Raw genomic sequence first — 20,418 nt, 5'->3', positions numbered from 1 at the left:
TAATTTCACGGGCGAGCCCGATGTTCCGCCACGAGCGGGGCCCTGAGCCCGCCGGGCTGGGTGCTTGAGCGATCACAGGGGAGAATCCCGCCATGGTGATGGCACAGCACTGGTACGCGTCCGCTCCCGTCGTGGACGGGCTGCCCCTCTTGGGTGAGCCCGGCTTCTGGGCGGCCCACCTCGCCGACCTCAGTGACGGCACCCCGGCGGAGGCGTTCGGTGTCGACGCGGCGGATGCCGGTGAGGCCCTGGAGCAGCTGCATGACCGGGCGGCCTGGCCGATGTTCACCGTGCCGTTGGCCGGCGGCTTCACGATTCTCGTGCACTACAACAGTGGCGAGGAGCACACGACCACGGACTACTTCCTCACGCACCCGGACTGGCCGGCCTCCCGCGCGGCCCTCGTCCTCACCAGTGACGATCAGGACCGCATCGGGCCCGGTCTCTGCTGGCCGGAGTTGGCGGCTCTCCTCTCCACACCCGCCGAAGCCGACGGGGTCAACGACCCGCACGCCCGGCTGCTCCTCCTGCTCCCCGTACTGGGCGACGCGGACACCCCACCCGAAGCCCTGTCCCTGGTCATCGAAGCGCTCGTCGCGCACGGCGCTCCGCCCGACTGCGAGCCGCTGGCCCGACGCCTGCTGGCGGGGCATCCCATGTGGGGCGCGGCAAAATGGACGTACGACGCCGACGAGCGAAGCTGGCTCTGCAACGGCGAACACAGCCCGCGCCAGACGCCGCTCGGAGAACATCTGCCCGCGTCGCAGCGAACCGCGCTGGAGGCGGTGCTCGAGGGGCGCACGCCGGAGGTACGGGCGTGAGGGTGAAGCGGATGCAGGAGCAACGGGGGCCGGCGGTGAACTGTCCAGCACGAGCTGGACGAAGCATCGGCTGCTCGGCTGGGAGGCCGGTGCACGGGGCGCACCCCAAACAGGGGCCAGCGGCGGCCTCCCCGCCTTCAGTAGGGGACGGCCACCCCAGCCTCTCGCAGCGCGATCAGCGCCCTGCCCATGCATTCGGCAGGTGACGCTCCGTCGGCTCTCATTGCGCTGCTCAGGGGCCCGCCGGAGGCCGAGAAGGTCCATGCCGGCTGCCCGGCATGCAGGCGCTGCGCGTCGATGCGGATCATGGCGCCTACGCCCTGCTCGCCGAGCCACTCCAGGATGAGCAGCGTCGCGTCCTCGACGCCGCTGTCCAGGTCCACCTTGGGCCGCCGCCCCGATCTCTTGGCCATGGCCGGAACCCTACTTGGGGGCGGAGCTGGCCCTGGGGGAGGTGGCGTCGGCCCACAGTTTGGTGCTGTGGGCCTCGATGAGGGCGTTGATGCGGGGCAGTGCGTCACTGATGGGCTGGGGGTCGAGGCGGCGTCCGTCACGCAGGCGCAGCGCGACGTGATCGTCAGCGGCCTCCTTGGCGCCGATGACGGCTTGGTAGGGAACCAGGCGGGCCTCTCGGATACGGGCCCCCAGAGTGCCGCGGTCCGGTCCCGCGATCTCGGCGCGCAGTCCCAGACGGGTGCAGCGCTGGGCGAGGGCCACGGCGTTCGGCAGTTCGGCGTCGGAGATCGGCAGGATCACCAGCTGAGTGGGGGCGAGCCAGGCGGGGAAGGCACCGCCGTGCTGCTCGATGAGATGGGCGACGGCCCGCTCCACACTGCCGATGATGCTGCGGTGGACCATGACGGGGCGGTGCCTGGAGCCGTCCGCACCGATGTAACGCAGGTCGAACTGCTCGGGCTGGTGGAAGTCGACCTGGACGGTGGACAGGGTGGATTCCCGGCCGGCGCCGTCGGTGACCTGAACATCGATCTTGGGGCCGTAGAACGCGGCTTCGCCCTCTGCTGCCTCGTAGGGCAGGCCGGAGCGGTCGAGGACGTCGGTGAGCAGGGCAGTGGACCGCTGCCATTTCTCGGGTGCGGCAACGTACTTGCCACCCGGGCCCGGGAGGGAGAGCCGATAGCGGGCCGCGGTGATGCCGAGCGCCTCGTACGCCCGGCGGATCATCTCCAGCGCCGCCTGCGCCTCATCGGCGACCTGGTCCAGGGTGCAGAAGATGTGCGCGTCGTTGAGCTGAATGGCCCGCACCCGGGTCAGCCCGCCGAGCACGCCCGAGAGCTCGGATCGGTACATGCCTCCCAACTCGGCCATGCGCAGGGGAAGTTCGCGATAGCTGTGGGAGCGGGAGCGGTAGATCACCGCGTGATGGGGGCACAGGCTCGGCCGCAGGACGACCTGCTCGCTGCCGAGGTCCATCGGGGGAAACATGTCCTCGCTGTAGTGCGCCCAGTGCCCGGAGATCTCGTACAGCTCCCGCTTGCCGAGGACCGGTGAGTACACGTGCCGGTAACCCGCTCGCCGTTCGGCGGCGCGAATGTACTCCTCCAGGGTGTGCCGCACGGCCGCGCCGTCGGGCAGCCAGTACGGCAGGCCCGCGCCGATGAGCGGGTCGGTGTCAAACAGGCCCAGTTCACGACCGAGCTTGCGGTGGTCTTGCATGGTGGTCTCCTCGCGGACATCGGGCGAGTGACCGCAAGGCGAAGCCCCGGGGCACTCGCCCCGGGGCTTCGGACTGAGACATCTGTCAGCGCGCCGGGACACTCTCCGGCGTCGTCGTCATGGCGACAGCAGCGCGCTTCATGCCGGAGAAGCTAGCAAGACGAAGCGATGCGCACACCCCTATTTCTTCTCCGGCGCCTGTGGCAGCAGGGCTGGGAGCAGGCGAGAATCCAGCACATGGATGATGCGTTCACACTTCTCTGGCAGGCAGTCGACCTGCTGCCCGAGGACGCCGTGGCTGAGAACGGCGTGACCGTCGGGGATGTCCGCGAGGGCATCGCGCACCAGGAGTGGGAGATGGTGCTCGACCTTCTCATCGAGATCGCGGATGTCCATATCGCGGATGTCCATCCCGTGTCCCCATCCTTCTGGGAGATCCTCGCCGAGGCTGCTCGGCAGATGATGCTCGACCGCAGCCGCCGCTGGTGTGAGTGGCGGGGCTGGGAAGCCGAGCACGGAACCGTCCGGGCGACGCTGACCCTGCTGGGAACAGATGAGGGCGGTCGCCGGAGTGCCTTCTCAGGAGACGGCCGACTTCGACCTCTGTGGGACATCGGTCACCGTACTTCCGATGGAGAGCGTGATCTGCGCATCGCCTCGCTGTGGGTGGAGTTCGCGCAGAAACTCGGTCCCGGGGAGAGCGCCGATGTGCGGCTGGCTCCTCTGAGCCCCGAGCCGTGGAGAAATCTGCAGCCCGGCCACGTGATCACCATGCACGAGGGGCGACCTGTCGTCGGCACGGCCACGGTCATCGAGGTCCTGCCACCGAGCGCCAGGTCAAAGCCCTGATCAAAGCCCTGATCGAGGCCCTGATCGAGGCCCTTATCGAGGCCGGATGGGCTTGGCGTCGCTTGTCGCTTCAGAGTTCCAAGCGTCGGCTACTGCAGGTCCGCAATCCAGAGGTGTCCCGGGTGCACACGGGCGAGCAACTCGGCCAGGGTCTCGCGCTGAGCGGAGGTCAGGTGCGGGACGGTCGCCTCGAAGTCTGCTTGATCCTTCTCACGGGCGTGCTTGGCCTTGAACAGCAGGACCAGTTCGGGTGTCAGATACGGGATGCCGTCCTGGGTGCGGTGGATGATGCCGCTGTAGGGGAGCCGAATTTTCCCGTCCCGTCGGCAGATCCAGGTGTCGCCGTCATGCGGTTCGCGGAACACGTCGAGCAGGTAGTTTCCGGTGGCCGGATCGCGGAGCCATGTCTGGTGTACGGCGGCCAGCGCCTCTGGTGTGGCGTTCTCCCAGATCCGGCCGCTGCCTGCCGCGTCGAAGGCGTAACCGGGGAAGCGGTCGCGGACCTCTGGAAAACTCGCGGCCGGAATCGCGATCTCGATGTCCCCATGCGCGCGCGTCTGCTTGCCGTGGAACAGGTCCAGCGCCCAGCCCCCGGCCACGTACCAAGGCGCGCTGATCCCGGTCAGCTGCCGCGCGACCTCACCCGGGGTCCAGCAGGATGACCACCTGGCGTCCAGGGCTGCGATCTCGTCGGGTGACAGTTCGATGCCACCGCTGGGAAGCTGCTCGCTCACTGCAGGAATCTATCGCGGAGCCGGGGGGCCGAGGGCCCCCACGAGAGCCCACCAGTGTCGACCCCCTTATAAGGTCGATGTGTGATGTTCCAAGTGGGCGAGCCGTGCAGGCTCGGTGTGCCGGAATCCCAGGCGCGGTTGCGCTTTGGGGCCGAACAGGGGGAGGCGGGCGCAGGGCCGGGTCGGAGGGTGCTCGTCGTCGACGAGGAGCCTGCCTTCGAGCTCAGCTTCTGGTGCGGGACGTGCCAGTTCCTCTTCCGGCGGTTGGAGGGCGCCCGGCAGACGCTGTCGCTGGGAGGCGTGCAGGAGCAGCTCACCGGCACACTGGCCGATCCGGGAGACCGTGGTGTCATCGACGCGTTCGGTGGCCTGTTGGCGCAGGGCGAGTACCTGCCGATGCTGCTGCGCGTGGATCCTCGACTGGTGGTGCCGGGTCAGGAGGGCGACTACTTCAGCGGCGAGCAGGTGGCGACGTGGGGGATCGACCAGTTCTGGGGGCTTCCGGAGTACCCGCACACGCCGTACTACCGGACCTACGAGACCGCGGTCGATGCCTCCGCGCACCTCTATGAATTCATCGTGCCGATGGTTCCCCCGACGTGGAACACGCGGGAGCGGGTCGCAGAGTACGTCGAACTCCTCGACCGCGGCACGGTCCCTACGGCCGTGGCCGTCTCGACACTGGACGTATGCGAACCGGCGGTCGGTCGGTCGGCCGACCACTACCGGCACTGGGGCTTGACGCACTTTCTCCTGGACGGCCACCACAAGCTGGAGGCCGCAGCCATGACCGGCCGCCCGGTGCAACTGCTGTCCCTCCTGGCCCTGGACGCGAGCCTGGCCGAATCCGAGGAGTGCGCACGGCTGCCCGAGGTGCGCGCTCAACCCCGCTCGGCCCGGGCGGCCGACGCCTGAACCAGCGCGGCCGGCCCCCACGCCATGAGGTGACGCCTATGGTCCGGCCGTGCGTTCGGTGAGGTCTGCGTCCGTGATGGGGCGCACGACACGGCACGGTGTCCCGAGCGCCACGCTCATCGGCGGAATGCTGCGGCTGACGACGCTGCCGGCGCCGATGACCGGGCCGTAGCCGATCCGGACGCCGGGCGGCACCACCACATTGCTGCCGATCCATACCTTGTCCTCGATCACGATCGGCTCGGAGAACCGACCGAAGTCAGCCCGGCGCGTGGGATGCACCGGATGTCCCGTCGTCGTCAGCGTCACGCTGGGAGCGATCATGACGCCGTCGCCGATGCGGATGTCCACGTCATCGACGAACGTCAGGTTCACGTTGCCGAAGAAGTCGTCGCCGATGTGTACGTGGGAGCCGAACCCGGCAGGGAACGGCGGCAACAGCACCGTGCGCGCGCCGACGGAGCCGAGGATCGCGACGAGCAGCGACCGGCGCCGCTCGCTGTCGCTCGGGGGCGTTTGGTTGTACTCGAAGATCTGGTCCGTGCGGCGGTGGGGTGCCTGGAAGACCGCCTCTGACTCCGTATAGACGAGTCCTTTGGCGATCCGGCCGAGAACTTCGTCGTGGTTCGGTTCGGTCACTACGGGGCGGCTTCCGGTCCCAACTCGGCTGCACGCTGCGCGTATTCGCGGGCGATCGCCCCGTTCGGGGCGAGTGCCTTCGCCATCCGGTATGTCTCCGCTGCCTCCCGGGAGCGACCGAGGCGGCGCAGCGCGTCCGCGCGGACGGCGGGCAGAGCGTGGTTCCCGGCCAGCTGCTTGGGTGCGTCGAGCGCGTCGACGGCGTCCAACTGCGCCTGCGGGCCGTCCCGCATCCCCAGGGCGACCGCGCGGTTGAGCGCCACCACGGGGTTCGTACGCAGGGCGAGGAGACGGTCGTACAGTGCCACGATCGTCCCCCAGTCGGTCGCCTCGGCGCAGGGGGCGAGCGCGTGCTGTGCGGCGATGGCCGCCTGGAGCGTGTAGGGGCCGCCCGCCACCAGAGCTTCGTGGGCGAGAGTCACGCCCTCGGTGATGAGCGCCTGGTCCCACCGCGTCCGGTCCTGATGTTCCAGGGTGACCAGCCCGCCGTCCGCATCGAGCCGGGCGCTGCGCCTGGAATGCTGAAGCAACAGCAGTGCGAGCAGCCCTCGCGCCTCCGGTTCGTCCGGTGCCTCGGTGGCGACGAGCCGGGCGAGCCGGATGGCCTCCTCGGCGAGGGGGTCGCGGACGGTGCTGCCGTCGCTGGGTGCGTATCCCTCGGTGAACACGAGGTAGATGACGGCCAGGACCCCGTCCAGCCGTTCGGCGCGGGCCCCGGCCGGCGGCACCCGGTAGGGGATTCCTGCCGCCGCGATCTTGCGTTTCGCCCGCAGGATCCGCTGTGAAACGGTGTCCTCGGCGATCAGGAAGGCGCGGGCGATCTCGCGCGTGGTCAGTCCGCCGACGGCGCGAAGGGTGAGCGCGACCCGGGATTCGAGGGGGAGCGCCGGGTGGCAGCAGGTGAACACGAGCCGCAGCCTCTCGTCGCCCGGCGGCTGCGGTTCGCGAACGGCTTCGAGCGCGGCGATCTCGGCGAGTTTGTCGCGCTCGGTCGTCCGGCGGCGCAGCACGTCGAGGGCGCGGTGCCGCGCGGCGGTCACCAGCCATGCCCCCGCCCTGCGCGGTATGCCGTCACGCTCCCAGGCCGGCAGGGCGCGGGTGAACGCCTCTTGCGCACTGTCCTCGGCCAGCTCCCAGTCGCCGGTCAGGCGGACGATCGCGCCGAAGACGACACCCCACTCGGCGCGGTACGCCTCGGCCAGCGCCGCCCGCACCTCTGCCGGCCCGGCTGTCACGCGAAGTCCGTCCAGAACTCGCGCAGTTCGGCGATACCGGAGCGCGCCATCGGACAGCGGGAGAGGTAGTCGATCGCTTCCTCCCATTCACCGTCGATGAACACGATGCCGGACACCCACTCCGGTACGTCCGTGTACGCGCCGTCGCTGATCAGCAGCTTTCCTCCGCGGCGGCGTACGAGGGTGGCGTCCTGGACGGGACGCAGGTGCTCGCCCCCGAGGTAGCGGCCGGAGGCGAGACCCTCGCGCACCCAGTCGGCCACCGCGGCGGGATGCGGGGTGAAGGGCGGAGCGCTCGGGTCGCTTCGCAGCAGCCCGAGGAAGCGCGAGGCGGGCGCGTCGCCCTCGTGCGGGACGTTCCTGGTGCCCGGCCCGAGGTCGAGCGGTTCGACCGGCCGGATCTCGATGCGCCCGCTGATGGCCATCGGGTGCGAGGCGGCGACCTCGATGGCCTCGTCGAGGTCGGCGGCCTCGATGAGGTCGTACCCGGCGATCCACTCGGTCGTCTCGGCGAACGGGCCGTCAGTGACCAGGACTTGGTCACCTCGGACGCGGACCGTCCTGGTCTCGGCGACCGCTTGGAGGGGCATCCCCTCGACACGGACGCCGCGGCCGTTCCACTTCTCGACCCACGCCTCTGGGTTCTCGTCGGTCGGCTCTCCGGCGGGGTCGGCGGCGACGAACAACACGTACTTCATGGCGTTCTCCTTTCGAACGTTTCATGAGAACGACGAAGCACCTCAGCCGAATCCGACAGTGCGGCGAAGATTCGTCGACGATAACTTCCTCGCAGCCCCGGCGGAGGGGGGCAGCCATAGTTCTCCTCGCGCACGTGTAGTCCGGCCGCCGCCCCACGACCTGCACTGTCCGCAACCTCCCCGGACGAACAGCTAGCCCGCGTACGCGACCACGTCGTCCACCGACGCGTTGCCGCCGCAGATCACCAGGCCCAGCCGCGTCTCGTCACCGGTCTTGGCGAGGATGCGGCGGGCGGCCGGGAGCAGGCAGCCGGCCGCGGGCTCCGCCCACACCTTGGCGTGCTCGGCCAGCTCCCGCACACCGGCAAAGGCCTCGGCCTCGGGTACGACCAGGACCTCGTCGACCAAGTCGCGCACCATGGTGTAGGTCAGCGGTGACACCGTGGGCGCACCGAGCGTGGTGATGCGTGTGTCCACGTCCACCTGTACCGGTCCGCCGTGGGCCAGCGCCTGCGACATCGCGTCGGCACCGGTGGTCTCCACACCCCAAACCCGTACTCCGGGGCGCCGCGCCCGCAGTGCCGCCGCCACACCGGCGATCAGTCCGCCACCGCCGATGGAGACCAGCACATCGGTCAACTCACCGGCGTCCGCCGCGAATTCGAGCCCCACGGTGCCTTGCCCCGCGATCACGACAGCGTCGGCGAACGGATGCAGGAGCGTGAGCCCCTCGGTCTCCAGGCGTTCCATGAGCGCGAAGGCCTCGGCCATGGTGGGGGTCAATCGGACGTCGGCGCCCGCAGCACGGGCGCTCGCCACGGAGCGGGCGGGTGCGGCCTGCGGCATGACCACCGTGGCGCGCACGCCCAGGGCGGCCGACATCTCCGCCACGGCGACACCGTGATTGCCGCCGGACACGGCCACCACGCCGGCCGCGCGCTGTTCGTCGGTCAGCGTGAGCAGCTTCGAGACGGCACCCCGTGCCTTGAACGAGCCACTGCGCTGCAGCAGTTCGAGCTTGACCGTGACCGGCACGCCGAGCAGTGCGGCCAGCCCAGGACTGGGCAGTGTGGGCGTACGCACCACGTGACCAGTGATTCTGGCCGCTGCGGCCTCCAGCTCCTCGACACCGATCATGGCGCTCCCTCTGACTGTGTTGTGTCGTACGCCGTCTTCGTCTGCACGATACGTGGGCACGTGGGCATTCCCCGGAACTGTTGTGCAGATCGATCTCCTGGTCAACCAGGAGATCCGCAGGCAGGCGCCCGGCGAACAGACATGATGCCGGTGCCCGGAGCCGGCTCCCCATGCTGAGCCGCGTGGACCCGTACAACAGTCAGATCCTCACCGCGCAGGACATGCCGCAGTTCATCGCGGAGATCGAGGCGACAGCCGCACAGAACGAGGACAGAGGGGTCGGCGCGCTGTTGGACGACCTTCTGGTTCTCGGCCGCCGTTGCGCGGCGGAGCCGGGAATGGAGCTCCATCTCGACGGCGATTAGCGGGCTGGGTCCTACGCGCGATCCCCGACGCGCGATCCGTGTCCCAACGCGTTCCGTACTGTCGAGCGATGTGATCACTCGATCGTGAGTTCCTCCGCGCTCCGGCCGGGCATCGCGCGATGCTCGCATGGGCGGTGCGTGACCGGCGCCGTCCGGATGTCCACTGGGGTGGGGGGGCTTGGTATGACGCAGTCAGCGGAGCGGCGCGGAGGCCTGGACGGCCAGGCAGTACTGCTGGTGGCCGGACTGGCCGATCTGGCGGTGAGCACACTGGGTTCGGCGTTGGGGACGGTGCGGGGGATGCTGCGGCGCTCCGACGCCGCCGAGCTGGCGACGGAGGCCGAGCGGGAACTTCTGGCGCGCGGCCGCCTGGTGCTCGACCGGTACGCGACCGTGCCCCCGGCTCACCTGGAGCTGCTGGCCCGGCAGGCGTTGGCGCGACGGGCCGCTGATGACGTCTGAGGCGTGGGAGCCGGACGCGTTCAAGGCCCGCGTCGACGAGACGCTGCGCCGGTTCGTCGCCGAGGAGGCGGAGCAACTCGTGGCCATCGATCCGCTCCTGGGCCCAGTGGCCGGGCAACTGGAGGCGGCGGTCGCGGACGGCAAACGGCTGCGGGCGGCGTTCTGCTATTGGGGCTGGCGCGCGGTGGGGCAGCCGGACAACGACGCCTTGGTGCGGGCAGCAGCCTCCATGGAGCTGGTGCACGCCGCGGCCGTCGTGCACGACGACCTCATCGACGACAGCCCGCTGCGGCACGGGCGGCCCACCGCGCACCTCGCCCTGCGCGGCGCCGTACGCCGTCGCCCGCGTGCCGTCGCCGCGGCGAGGTCGTTGGCGATGCTGGTGGGAGACCTGCTGATGTCGTTGGCCGGGCACCTCTTCACCACCAGTGGGCTGCCCGCCGCGTATCTGGCCCGGGCCCGCCCGGTGTGGTCGGTGATGGCCCGCGAGCTGATCGCGGGGGAGTGTCTGGAGATCCTGCGCACCGGATCCGGTCCGGACCTCACGGCGTCGCTGAAAGTGATCCGCTACAAGACCGCCAAGTACACCGTCGAGCAGCCCCTGCTCATCGGCGGGGCCCTGGGCGGCGCCGGCCCCCGCCTGCGCGAGGGCTACGGAGCGTATGGGCTGCCGTTGGGCGAGGCGTTCCAGCTCCGGGACGACCTGCTCGGCCTCTTCGGGGACCCGGACCTGACCGGTAAGGCCAACGCCGACGACGTGCGCGGCCAGCGGCCGACAGCCCTGCTGGCGGAGACCTGGCGCCTGGCCGGTGACGGGGAGCGGGAGCGGCTGCGTGCCCTCCTCGGCAAGCGCGACCTGGGCGCGGAAGGCCTGCACGAGGTGCGCGAAGTGATGGACAGGCTCGGGGCGCCCGCCCGCATCGAAGCCATGATCAGCGCGCGGGTCGAGGAAGCGCTCGACGCCCTGCACGGCCTGGATGTGCCGCCGCACGCCGGAACCGCCCTGAGCGGGTTGGCGCGTTCGGCGGCCCTCCGCCTGTTCTGACCGAGCCACATAGAGACGCAGCGGACGTAGCAGACGCAGCAGACAAGGACCCCGCCATGATCTACACCGAGGCATCGATGGATTCCCTGCGCCAGGCGGGAGACGAACTCGCCGACGCCACTGTCGCCGAACTCTTCGAACGCGGGCAGGTCGGCGCGTTCAACACCCTGATGCGTTACGTCTCCACCGCCGGCTCACCCCTGCCGGACGGGCTTCCGGAGGTCGCTCGCGAGTACCTCGAAGCCACCCGGACCCCGCCGGCCTGGGTGGACTGGGGAGAGATGGAGAAGGCGCGGCTGTTCTTCATCGACAACAACGTGCACATCTCCACCGCGCTGTCCTTTGCCTCCATGCCCGCCTGCTACGTCGTGCCGCACGTGGCGAAGCTGCTGTCGACCACCCACGGACTGAAGTACCCGTCCAAACGGATGGCGGAGACCGGGCAGTTCACCGTCTATCTGATGCAGCCCGACGCCTTCGAGGCCGGCAGCCGCTTCATCCCCGCCGCCCAGAAGGTGCGCCTGCTGCACGCCTCCATCCGCCACCACCTCAAACGCGAGAACCGGTGGGAAACCGCCGAGCTCGGGACGCCGATCTGTCAGGAGGACATGATCGGCGGGCAGATGTTCTTCTCGATGCTCGTGCTGGACAGCCTGCACCGTCTGGGCATCCACATGTCGACGGAGGGCGCGGAGGCGTACTACTACGCCTGGCGCGTGGTCGGTGCCATGCTCGGCGTCGACCAGGAAGCCGTCCCCAAGACCCTCGACGACGCCCGCCGCTTCCTCGACCTGTACATGGTGCGGCACATGGGGCCCTCCGAGGAGGGCGCGCATCTGACCCGGCAACTCATCGACCTCTACGAGGAAGTGGTGCCCGGGACCGTGCTCGACCCGATCGTCTCCGCTCTCATCCGTTTTCTCGTCGGAGACACCTGCGCCGACTGGCTGGCGGTTCCCCGCACCCCGTGGGACACCGTCGTCAAGAGCGTGCCGCATCTCCTGGGCGTACTGGAGACGATCGAGGACCGCTCGCCGCTCGGCGCCTGGGCGTTGGACCGCCTCGGCCATCTGACCAGCGTTCTCGAACTGTCCTCCCTCACCCGCGGACGCGTCATGCACTATGCCATCCCCGAGCAGCTCAAGAAGGATTTCGGCGTCTCCCACTCGGTCCCGCGCACCCACCGGTGGACCCCGCCGGCCGCCACCGTTGGCTGACCGCCCGCGGGTACGGCGGGTCGTTCGCCGACCCGGACGGCTACCTGGGGAGCGGGACTTCACGGCAGGTCCACCGGGTAGGGCTCGCCGAAGTCGGCCGAGCGGCTGACCTTCTCCCAGGCGGTGGCCTCGGTCGTCCGGCGGCGGGAGTGGTCGAGGGCCATGGTTGCCGCGTTCACTCCCAGCGGGAGGTGGCCGGGGACCTCGGCGCGGTGGACCGTGCGGACGATGATCTCGGCGGCGCGCTGCGGGTCCCCGGCGGCGCCGACCGTGTCCTGCCGTACGCGCCGGTTCATCTCGCCGACGGTTGCGTCGTACGCCTCGGGAATGTCGTGCACCGTCATCGACGAGCCCGCCCAGTCGGTGGCGAAGCCGCTGGGTTCGACGACCATCACCCGCACACCGAACGGCGCCGTCTCGGTCGCCAGGACGCGGCTGAAGCCGTCGACGGCGAACTTGGCCGCCTGGTACGAGGCGATGCCGGGCGAACCGCCGACGCGGCCGCCGATCGAGGAGAACTGCACGACGGTGCCGAATCCCTGGCGGCGCAGGGTGGGCAGGGCGGCCTTCGTGACGTTGTAGACGCCCCAGAAGTTCGTCTCGAACTGGGCGCGGAAGTCGGTGTCGTCCGCTGTCTCGATGGGCGACACGTTCGCGTATCCGGCGTTGTTCACGAGGACGTCGACCCGCCCGAAGTGGGCCACGGCCGCCTCGAGTGCGTCGCGTGCCGCCTGGGGATCGGTGACGTCCAGGGCGAGGGGGAGCATGCGGTCGCCGTAGGCGGCGAACGTTTCGGCGAGGACCTCGGGGCGGCGCGCGGTGGCCACCACGAGATCGCCCGCCTCCAGGGCGGCGGTGGTCAGGGCGTGGCCGAGGCCGCGGGATGAACCGGTGATGAACCAGACCTGCTGCTGCTTGGTGCCGCGTCGCGCGGCGGGGCTCACGTCAGTGCTCGCGATGTCGTTCATGTAGTTAGTGAAACACCGTTGCCTTAATAACGCAACGCCGTATTGTTAAGTCGAACCCTCTTATGATGGCGGCATGACTGATCAGGCCGCCTTCCAGCGGGCCCGCAGCGCCCAGGCCAAGCAGGCGCGTGAGACCGCGATCCTCGACGCGGCACGTGCCCTCGCGGGCCGGCGCGGCATCCGCGAGGTCACGCTCACCGACATCGCCGCGGAAGTAGGCATGCACAAGTCGGCACTGCTGCGTTACTTCGAGACGCGGGAGCAGATCTTCCTCGACCTCACCGCGGAGGGCTGGCGGGAGTGGTCCGCCGCCCTGTGCGCAGACCTCGCCCGGCACGAACAGGCCACGCCGGCGGTGGTCGCCGACGCCTTCGCCGCCACCCTGTCCGCGCGCCCCATGTTCTGCGACCTGCTGGCTCAGGCGCCCCTGAACCTGGAGCGCAACGTGTCGACCGAGGCGGTGCGCGCCTTCAAGCTCGTCACGCTGGAGGAGGTCGCGCGCATCGGCGGCGAGCTGCACCGGCTCCTGGACCTGACCGAGGAACAGGCCGTGGACACGCTGGCGACCGCGACCAGCATGGCCGGGGCCCTGTGGCAGATGGCCACCCCCGGCCCGCTCCTGCGACAGCTCTACACAAGCGACCCCCGGCTCGGCCATGCCATCGTCGAGGTGGAACCCCGCTTGCGCCGCGTTCTCACGGCCCTGCTCATCGGCTTGCGCGCTGGAACGCCCTGACAGTGAGAGGTAGTCGGGTCGACCGAGCGGCGGTCCGGGCGCGGTAGCGGGCGTTACATGCCTGCCACGAGGTTGTCATGCGCGGACAGGAATCCCTTTAGCGCGCCTGTCAGTTGCCCCGAGTATGACTATTGGAATATCGCTCGCTCTCCAGGGCCGGATCGACCCGACGGTGCAGCTCGCGCGCGAGGCGCATGAGGCCGGCCTGCGCTCCGCGTGGTTCGGGCAGACCTTCGCGTACGACTCTCCCTCGCTGGCCGCGATCGTGGGCCGCGAGGTGCCCGGGCTGCATGTCGGGACCTCCGCCATCCCCGTCTTCGGCCGCCATCCGCTGCTGGTGTCCAGCCAGGCGCAGACGGCCCAGGCCGCCACCGGAGGTCGCTACCACCTCGGACTCGCGCTCGGCACCAAGCACTTGACCGAGACGGGCTTCGGCATCCCCTACGAGCGCCCCGTCCGCCTGCTGCGGGAGTTCCTCACCGCCCTGCGCCAGCTGGTGGAGACGGGCACCGCCGACTTCCACGGTGAGCTGCTGACCGCCGCCCCGCCGCTGCCGGCGGCGGTGCCGGGCGCCGAGCCGCCGGTGCCGATCCTCGTCGCGGCCATGGGGCCGCAGGCGCTGCGGGTCTCCGGCGAACTCGCGGACGGGATCCTGCCCCTGCTCGCCGGACCGCGCGCCCTGGCCGAGCACATCGTCCCGGCCGTCACCGCCGCCGCGGAGGCCGCGGGCCGTCCGGCACCACGCATCGTGGCGTTCGTCCCCGGCGTGGTCACCGCCGACACCGAAGCCGTGCGGCAGACCGCGACCGAGACGCTCGCGTTCTATGAGCAGTTCCCCTCCTACCAGCGTGTCATCAGGCTCTCCGGCGCCACCCGGGCCGCCGACCTGGCCGTGATCGGCGACGAGGAGACCGTCGCCGCCGAGGTACGGCGCTACCGCGAGGCCGGGGCGACGGAGGTGGTGTTCACCGCGACCGACCTGGGCGGTGACGCGGACCGGCGCCGCACCTGGAAGCTGCTCGGGGAGCTGGCGAACAGCTGAAACACAGGTCCCCCTCACGAAGCGGCTCCGTACGTACGGGCGTTGTGCACGAACAGCTCCGCGCAGGCCGGGCTCGCCCGCAGCGAGTCCCGCGACAGGGCGCGGTCGTGGTCACAGCGCCCGCGCCGCATAGGCCCTGACGTCAGCGTCCGCGTCCGTCGTCGCGGCGGTCAGGGCCGCTCGGGTGTCCTGGGTGGCGCGGTGGCGGGTCAGGGCCAGTACGGCGGCCTTGCGGACGTCGGCGTTGGGGTCGGCGGCGGCCTTGGCGAGTGCGGGTACGGCCAGGTCGGGATCTGAGGCGGACAGGGCGGTGGCGGCGCCCGCGCGCACCTGCCAGGCCGGGTCGGACAGGGCCGCCTCGGCGCGGGTGGCCAGGGCGGCGGGGCAGCCTGCCGTGCCCAGTGCCTCGTAGGCGGCCCCACGGACCAGGGCGTCGGGATCGTCCACGAGCTGTGCGAGGGCCGAGTGGACCGCGTGGGCCGTGGTCGGGTCCGGGCCGGCGGCGGCCAGGGCCTTGGCGATGGTGACGCGGACCTCGCGCGAGGGATCGACGGCCGCCGCGCGGGCCATCTCTGCCACCGCGTCGACCGACACCAGCGCCCGCACGGCCGCGATGCGCACGGTGATGTCCGAGTCCGACAGGGAGTCCGCGAACAGCTCCACGTCCCCCAGGCGCAGGGCGCGCAGGACATCCAGCGCGGCGGCGCGGGCCACGGGGTCCGCCTCGGACAGGGCAGCAGCAAGGCCGTCGCGCAGGGCCGGTTCGGGAGGCAGTGTCTCGACCAGTTCCCGCAGTGAGGCGGCCGCGGCGGCGCGGACGCCGATGTCGGGGTCGGTGAGCGCCGCGGCCAGCGCCGGTCCCGTCCCCGGTGGCACGGTCTCCGTCAGGACCGTGACAGCCGTACGGCGCACGGTGGGTTCGGGGTCGCTCAAGTAGGGGGCGAGGGTGGCCAGTTCAGGGTTTTTCTCCGTGAGGGAGAGAAGGTCGAGCAGGCGGGGCGTGGCAGGCACGTCCGCTTCGGCGGCGGCGTCGAGGGTGGGGCCGGTCGTGGTGGGCTCCTGCCGCAGCCCCGGTGCCGCCTCCCGGGCGCCTGCTGTCGCCACCTGTTCCGCGTGGACCTCGCCGAGGTGACGGGAGGGGCCCCCGATGGGGGTGAAACCGTCGACCGGCACCAGATAGGGGGTCACGGGACGGGCCGTGAACTCCATCGTCCCCGAGGAGGACTTGCGCAGATCGAGGTGGTGGAACCAGGACGCGTCGTCGCGCTGCGGGTGGTCGAGGCGATCGTGGTAGAGGCCCCAGCGGGACTCCGTGCGGGCCAGGGAGGCGCGCGCGGCCATCTCCGCGCAGTCGCGGATGAAGGTGACCTCCGCGCAGCGCATCAGCTCGTGCGGGGTGCGGGCGCCCATCGCGGCGATGTCGGCGCGCATCCGCTCGAACGCCTCCAGGGCCAGGGAGAGTCGGGCGCCGGTCTTCGGCGGGGCCACGTAGTCGTTCACGAAGCGGCGCAGCTTGTATTCGATCTGGGGCTGCGGCGGGCCGTCGGGGTTGCGCAGGGGGCGGTAGATCAGTTCGTGCGCCATGCGGAGCTGCTCTTGGGGCAACTCCCCTTCGTAGGCCTTGTACTGGGCCGCGTTCGCGCCCGCGAGGTCCCCGAAGACGAACGCGCCGATCATGTAGTTGTGGGGGACGCAGGCCAGGTCCCCGGCGGCGTACAGCCGGGGAACGGTCGTCCGAGCGTGGTCGTCGACCCGTACCCCCGACGCCGAATGGCCGCCGCACAGGCCGATCTCGGAGATGTGCATCTCCACGTCGTGGGTGCGGTAGTCGTGGCCGCGGCCCGCGTGGAACGTGCCGCGCGTCGGGCGCTCCGTGGAGTGCAGGATCGACTCCAGCGCCGAGACCGACTCCTCCGGGAGGTGACTCAGCTTCAGGTACACCGGGCCCCGGTCGCTGGCCACCTCCGCGGCGAACTCGGCCATCATCTGCCCCGACCAGTAGTCGGAGTCGACGAAGCGCTCGCCGTGCCGGTTGACCTGATAGCCGCCGAAGGGGTTGGCTACGTAGGCGCAGGCGGGGCCGTTGTAGTCCTTGATCAGCGGGTTGATCTGGAAGCACTCGATGCCGGTGAGCTCCGCGCCCGCGTGGTACGCCATCGCGTAGCCGTCGCCCGCGTTGGTCGGGTTCTCGTACGTGCCGTACAGGTAGCCGGAGGCGGGCAGGCCGAGGCGGCCGCAGGCGCCGGTCGCGAGGATCACCGCGCCCGCGCGGACGGTGACGAACGCGCCCGTGCGGGTGTTGAAGCCGACCGCGCCCACGGCGCGCCCCTCGGCGGTCAGCACGCGCACCGGCATCACCCGGTTCTCGATCCGAATCCGCTCCCGCATCTCGCGTCGCCGCAGTTGCCGGTAGAGGACCTTCTTGACGTCCTTGCCCTCCGGCATCGGCAGCACGTAGGAGCCCGAGCGGTGGACCTGGCGGACCGCGTACTCGCCGTGCTCGTCCTTCTCGAACTTCACGCCGTAGGACTCCAGGCGCTGCACCATGGCGAAGCCGCGGGTGGCGGTCTGGCGGACGGTGGACTGGTCGACGATGCCGTCGTTGGCGCGGGTGATCTCGGCGACGTAGTCGTCGGGTTCGGCGCGGCCGGGGATGACGGCGTTGTTGACGCCGTCCATGCCCATGGCGAGCGCACCGGAGTGGCGGACGTGCGCCTTCTCGAGCAGCAGGACGTCCGCGCCGTGCTCGGCGGCGGTCAGGGCGGCCATGGTGCCGGCGGTGCCGCCGCCGATGACGAGGACGTCGCAGGTCAGTTCCTCGGCGTCGCTGAGGGCGGGGATCTCCGCAGGGGTGTTCACGAGGGTGGTCACCGGGGGCCTTTCAGGTACCGAGCGAGGTGAGGATGTCGCGACGCAGGGCGACGCGCGCCGAGTCGTCGTGGGCGGCGCGTTCGCGCGGGCGCGGCACGTCGCGTACGGCGATGAGGCGGCCCGCGCCGAGCAGGGCCACGCGGTCGCCGAGGAACAGGGCCTCGTCGACGTCGTGGGTGACGAAGACGACGGTCGCGCCCGTGCCGTGCAGCACCTCCACCAGCAGGTCCTGCATGCCGGCGCGGGTCTGGGCGTCGAGCGCGCCGAATGGTTCGTCCATGAGGACGGCGCGCGGGCGTCCGGCGAGGGCCCGGGCCAGCTGGGCGCGCTGGCGCTGCCCGCCGGACACGCGGTGCGGCAACCGCCTTTCCTGGTCGGCGAGTCCGACCCGCTTCAACCAGGCCTCGGCCTGTTCCCTGCGTGGCGTGCGCGCAAGTCCCTGGATGGCCAGCGGGAGTTCGACGTTGGCGCGCAGGGTGCGCCAGGGCAGCAGGGCGTCCTCCTGGAAGACCAGTGACCGCTCCGCGCCCGGGCCGGTCAGCGGCCGGCCGTCCTGTTCCACTGCCCCCTGCAGCGCGGGCAGCAGCCCGGCGAAGGTGCGCAGCAGGGTCGACTTGCCGCAGCCGGAGGGACCGACGACGGTGAGGATCTCGCCGGGGGAGACGTCCAGGTCGACGTCGGTCACGGCCGGGACGCCCGGTCGGCCGAGCGCGGCGCCGCGGAGGGTCAGGCGGGTGCCTCGTGGTGCCGCCGACGCGGTCCTGGTGGCGGTCGGCCTGGTCTCAGACGAGGTGCCCATCGCGTGCCTCCTCGGCCTTGCTGGGTTCGACGGGGAATGTCGGGGTGCGTGCGGGCCGGGGCCGGGCGCCGGGGTCGTACGACGTGCGCGGCAGCCAGTGGGTCAGTCGGCGCCCGATCAGCTCGACGGCGGTGGAGGTCAGCCAGCCGAGCAGGCCGATGGTGACCATGCCGACGAAGACCCCCGGGTAGTTGACGATCGTGTAGTCCTGCCAGGTGCGGTAGCCGACGCCGTACTGACCGGAGATCATCTCGGCGGAGATCACACAGATCCAGGACACGCCGATGCCCACGGACAGACCGCCGAAGATGCCGGGCAGCGCGCCCGGCAGGACGACCGAGCCGAGGATGCGCCACCGGCCGCCGCCCATGGTGCGCACAGCCTCCTCCCACACCGGGGTCAGCGCGCGCACCGCGTGCCGGGTGGAGACCAGCACCGGGAAGAAGGCGGCCGTGAAGGTGATGAAGACGATGCCCTGTTCGTTGGAGGGGAACAGGAGGATCGCGACGGGGACCATGGCGATGGCCGGGACGGGCCGCACGACTTCGAGGACCGGGCCCAGCAGGTCCTCGGCGAGCCGCGAGCGGGTCACGAGCACGCCGGTGGCCACGCCCAGGACGGCCGCGAGCAGGAAGCCGGCCACGATCCGGGTGAGGCTGTCGGTGAGGTCGGTCCAGTAGTCGGGTCCCGAGAGCCGGTCGGTGAAGGCGCGGGCCACGTCGGTGACCGTCGGGAACTGCGAGAAGCGCACCCATAGGTTCACGTCGAAGGTGGTCAGCAATTGCCACAGGCCAAGGGCGGCGGCCAGCGAGCCGGCGCGCAGCGCGAGCCGTCCGGTCCGTCGGGGGTAGCGGCTCACGAGGCCCGTCCCAGGGCGTCCGCGTACGTGATCAGCTGGGCGCCGCGGTGACCGGCCACGTAGGCCCGCGCGGTGTCCGCGGCGACGAAGGGCAGCAGCTGCTTGCCGTCCGCCACCCAGACGGCCTTGTCGGCGAACCAGAGCGTGCCGGTGGTGGCGTCGGGGACGTAGGCGGCGCGGACGCTTTCCTTGTGCCGGTCGACATACGCCAGGAGCCGGGCGGGGGAGGTGAAGCTCCGGGTCTTCGCGCTTCCCTTGGGCCAGACCTCGCTCGCGGCGGCGGGCGGGGTGGCGGCGAGTTGCTTGGCGTAGCCGGCGCCGAGGGCCTTTTTGACGTACCGGTCGTCGACGAAGGAGTCCACGTCGATGTCGCCGGTCAGCTTGGCCGCCTTCAGGACCGCCACGTCCTGCTTGAGCGCGGAGACGAGCCGCGGTTTGACGGCCGGGTCGAAGGTGGAGATGCCGTGGGCGCCGTTGTAGAGGTAGACGACCTCGGCCGGGAGGCCGGTGGCCTTCGCGACCTTCTCGGCAGCCTGCACCGGGTGGGCGTCGAGGTAGTCGGTCGCCTCCGCCTGGGCCTTCAAGAACGCCTCAAGGACGGCCGGGCGCTGCTCCGCGAAGTCTGCGCGGGCGGTGACGCCGTGGAAGGTGGGCAGGTTCAGTCGGGCGCCGTCATACAGGGCCTTCGCCTTGCCCTGGTGGGCGAGCAGGCCCGGCCAGGCGACGAACTGCGACAGTGCGTCCGCGCTGCCCGCCGACAGGGCCGAGGCGCCCACCGCCGGCTGCTGGTTCAGCTTCTCGATGCCCTTTTCCGGATCGATGCCGGCCCGCTGCAGGGCCCGTACGAGCGTGCCGTCAGCGGCTGAGCCGACGCTCGTGGAGACCTTCTTGCCTTTGAGGTCCTCGAGGGAGGTGAGCTTGGACCCCGGGGGGACGACGACGGTGTTCAGGCCGCCCTTGAGGTTGTAGCCGGTGACCGAGACCAGGTGGGTGGGCTTGCCCAGCTGCTTGCCGCGGGCCGCATTGATGAGCAGCGGGAAGTCACCCATCGAGCCGATGTCGATCTTCCCCGCGGTCATCTGCGCGGTGATGGGGGCGCCGGTGGCGTAGTCCTGCCACTCGACCTTGTACGTCTTCCCGTCCCGCAGGGAGTTCAACTGCTTCTCGAAGTAGCCGAGGGAGCGCAGGAGGGTGCCGGCCGTGACCGTGTTGATGGTCTTGGACTGGTATCCGACGGTGACGGTGACCGTGGAGCCGCTGCCCGCCTCGGCGCTGCCGCCGCAGGCGGACAGGGGGAGCAGCAGAGCGGATGTGGCGAGTGCGACTGCCGTGCGTTTCATGGGAGTTGGGGC

Annotated in this window: 20 protein-coding genes and 1 pseudogene; 9 read left to right on the top strand and 12 right to left on the bottom strand. The window is 70.8% G+C overall.

Features of this window, described 5'->3' with window-relative positions; genetic code table 11:
* Positions 1–92: 92 nt before the first annotated feature.
* A complete protein-coding gene (locus tag AB0I66_RS36275; protein ID WP_363212299.1) occupies positions 93–821 on the top strand; it encodes a hypothetical protein in 729 nt (242 codons plus the stop codon).
* 137 nt (positions 822–958) lie between these two features.
* Here the strand turns inward: AB0I66_RS36275 and AB0I66_RS36270 are convergent, their stop codons facing one another.
* Together AB0I66_RS36270 and thrS are read right to left on the bottom strand one after the other, a co-directional pair.
* A complete protein-coding gene (locus tag AB0I66_RS36270; RefSeq protein WP_363212298.1) occupies positions 959–1,234 on the bottom strand; it encodes a hypothetical protein in 276 nt (91 codons plus the stop codon).
* 10 nt (positions 1,235–1,244) lie between these two features.
* A pseudogene (gene thrS, locus AB0I66_RS36265) lies at positions 1,245–2,501 on the bottom strand (threonine--tRNA ligase); the annotation flags it as partial.
* A 222-nt stretch (positions 2,502–2,723) separates the two neighbouring features.
* Between thrS and AB0I66_RS36260 the strand changes: the two are divergent.
* Complete coding sequence (locus AB0I66_RS36260; protein ID WP_363212380.1) at positions 2,724–3,344, top strand: hypothetical protein; 621 nt, start codon at positions 2,724–2,726, stop codon at positions 3,342–3,344.
* Positions 3,345–3,433: 89 nt separating this feature from the next.
* Here the strand turns inward: AB0I66_RS36260 and AB0I66_RS36255 are convergent, their stop codons facing one another.
* A complete protein-coding gene (locus AB0I66_RS36255; protein WP_363212297.1) occupies positions 3,434–4,078 on the bottom strand; it encodes a hypothetical protein in 645 nt (214 codons plus the stop codon).
* Between the two features lie 84 nt (positions 4,079–4,162).
* On the opposite strand from AB0I66_RS36255, the gene AB0I66_RS36250 reads away from it, so the two are divergent.
* Positions 4,163–4,993: a hypothetical protein gene (locus tag AB0I66_RS36250; protein ID WP_363212379.1), complete on the top strand. Its 831-nt coding sequence runs from the start codon at positions 4,163–4,165 to the stop codon at positions 4,991–4,993.
* A gap of 36 nt (positions 4,994–5,029) precedes the next feature.
* On the opposite strand, the gene AB0I66_RS36245 is transcribed toward AB0I66_RS36250, so the two are convergent.
* The 4 genes from AB0I66_RS36245 to AB0I66_RS36230 form a co-directional block, all read right to left on the bottom strand.
* Positions 5,030–5,632, bottom strand: coding sequence for a sugar O-acetyltransferase (locus AB0I66_RS36245; RefSeq protein ID WP_363212296.1), 603 nt, complete (start codon positions 5,630–5,632; stop codon positions 5,030–5,032).
* A complete protein-coding gene (locus AB0I66_RS36240; protein ID WP_363212295.1) occupies positions 5,632–6,867 on the bottom strand; it encodes a sigma-70 family RNA polymerase sigma factor in 1,236 nt (411 codons plus the stop codon). Before AB0I66_RS36240 ends, AB0I66_RS36245 begins: the two co-directional genes overlap by 1 nt.
* The gene (locus AB0I66_RS36235; RefSeq protein ID WP_363212294.1) at positions 6,864–7,565 is read right to left on the bottom strand and encodes a YciI family protein; all 702 of its coding nucleotides are present in this window, start codon (positions 7,563–7,565) and stop codon (positions 6,864–6,866) included. Before AB0I66_RS36235 ends, AB0I66_RS36240 begins: the two co-directional genes overlap by 4 nt.
* A gap of 192 nt (positions 7,566–7,757) precedes the next feature.
* Positions 7,758–8,702: a threonine/serine dehydratase gene (locus AB0I66_RS36230; protein ID WP_363212293.1), complete on the bottom strand. Its 945-nt coding sequence runs from the start codon at positions 8,700–8,702 to the stop codon at positions 7,758–7,760.
* A gap of 170 nt (positions 8,703–8,872) precedes the next feature.
* On the opposite strand from AB0I66_RS36230, the gene AB0I66_RS36225 reads away from it, so the two are divergent.
* The 4 genes from AB0I66_RS36225 to AB0I66_RS36210 all read left to right on the top strand — a co-directional run bounded on the left by AB0I66_RS36225 (position 8,873) and on the right by AB0I66_RS36210 (position 11,791).
* The gene (locus tag AB0I66_RS36225) at positions 8,873–9,067 is read left to right on the top strand and encodes a hypothetical protein (protein ID WP_363212292.1); all 195 of its coding nucleotides are present in this window, start codon (positions 8,873–8,875) and stop codon (positions 9,065–9,067) included.
* A 183-nt stretch (positions 9,068–9,250) separates the two neighbouring features.
* A complete protein-coding gene (locus AB0I66_RS36220; RefSeq protein ID WP_363212291.1) occupies positions 9,251–9,529 on the top strand; it encodes a polyprenyl synthetase in 279 nt (92 codons plus the stop codon).
* Positions 9,519–10,574, top strand: coding sequence for a polyprenyl synthetase family protein (locus AB0I66_RS36215; protein WP_363212290.1), 1,056 nt, complete (start codon positions 9,519–9,521; stop codon positions 10,572–10,574). Before AB0I66_RS36220 ends, AB0I66_RS36215 begins: the two co-directional genes overlap by 11 nt.
* A gap of 56 nt (positions 10,575–10,630) precedes the next feature.
* Positions 10,631–11,791 carry an oxygenase MpaB family protein gene (locus AB0I66_RS36210; RefSeq protein WP_363212289.1) on the top strand — a complete coding sequence of 387 codons (1,161 nt, stop codon included), beginning with the start codon at positions 10,631–10,633 and terminating at the stop codon, positions 11,789–11,791.
* A 59-nt stretch (positions 11,792–11,850) separates the two neighbouring features.
* Here the strand turns inward: AB0I66_RS36210 and AB0I66_RS36205 are convergent, their stop codons facing one another.
* Positions 11,851–12,759: an SDR family NAD(P)-dependent oxidoreductase gene (locus tag AB0I66_RS36205; RefSeq protein WP_363212288.1), complete on the bottom strand. Its 909-nt coding sequence runs from the start codon at positions 12,757–12,759 to the stop codon at positions 11,851–11,853.
* Between the two features lie 73 nt (positions 12,760–12,832).
* Here AB0I66_RS36205 and AB0I66_RS36200 point away from each other — a divergent pair, with 73 nt between their 5' ends.
* Entirely contained in the window at positions 12,833–13,495 is a 663-nt protein-coding gene (locus AB0I66_RS36200) for a TetR family transcriptional regulator (protein ID WP_363212287.1), read from the top strand.
* A 124-nt stretch (positions 13,496–13,619) separates the two neighbouring features.
* Positions 13,620–14,537 carry an LLM class F420-dependent oxidoreductase gene (locus AB0I66_RS36195; RefSeq protein ID WP_363212286.1) on the top strand — a complete coding sequence of 306 codons (918 nt, stop codon included), beginning with the start codon at positions 13,620–13,622 and terminating at the stop codon, positions 14,535–14,537.
* A gap of 111 nt (positions 14,538–14,648) precedes the next feature.
* On the opposite strand, the gene AB0I66_RS36190 is transcribed toward AB0I66_RS36195, so the two are convergent.
* Genes AB0I66_RS36190 through AB0I66_RS36175 form a run of 4 tightly spaced genes read right to left on the bottom strand, consistent with a single transcriptional unit; the run spans position 14,649 to position 20,406 of the window.
* Positions 14,649–17,378: a fumarate reductase/succinate dehydrogenase flavoprotein subunit gene (locus tag AB0I66_RS36190; protein ID WP_363212378.1), complete on the bottom strand. Its 2,730-nt coding sequence runs from the start codon at positions 17,376–17,378 to the stop codon at positions 14,649–14,651.
* Between the two features lie 40 nt (positions 17,379–17,418).
* Positions 17,419–18,207 (bottom strand): ABC transporter ATP-binding protein, encoded by a 789-nt coding sequence (locus AB0I66_RS36185; RefSeq protein WP_363212285.1) that lies wholly within the window; start codon positions 18,205–18,207, stop codon positions 17,419–17,421.
* Positions 18,191–19,066, bottom strand: a complete 876-nt coding sequence (locus tag AB0I66_RS36180) for an ABC transporter permease (protein ID WP_363212284.1) — start codon at positions 19,064–19,066, stop codon at positions 18,191–18,193. Before AB0I66_RS36180 ends, AB0I66_RS36185 begins: the two co-directional genes overlap by 17 nt.
* Positions 19,063–20,406 carry an ABC transporter substrate-binding protein gene (locus AB0I66_RS36175; protein ID WP_363212283.1) on the bottom strand — a complete coding sequence of 448 codons (1,344 nt, stop codon included), beginning with the start codon at positions 20,404–20,406 and terminating at the stop codon, positions 19,063–19,065. The genes AB0I66_RS36180 and AB0I66_RS36175 overlap by 4 nt, the downstream gene beginning before the upstream one ends.
* Positions 20,407–20,418: the final 12 nt, after the last annotated feature.

It is taken from the genome of Streptomyces sp. NPDC050439 (assembly GCF_040655335.1).
Taxonomy (GTDB): domain Bacteria; phylum Actinomycetota; class Actinomycetes; order Streptomycetales; family Streptomycetaceae; genus Streptomyces.
Note: the sequence above shows the minus strand (reverse complement) of the source record. Positions and strands in the feature narration are given on the sequence as shown.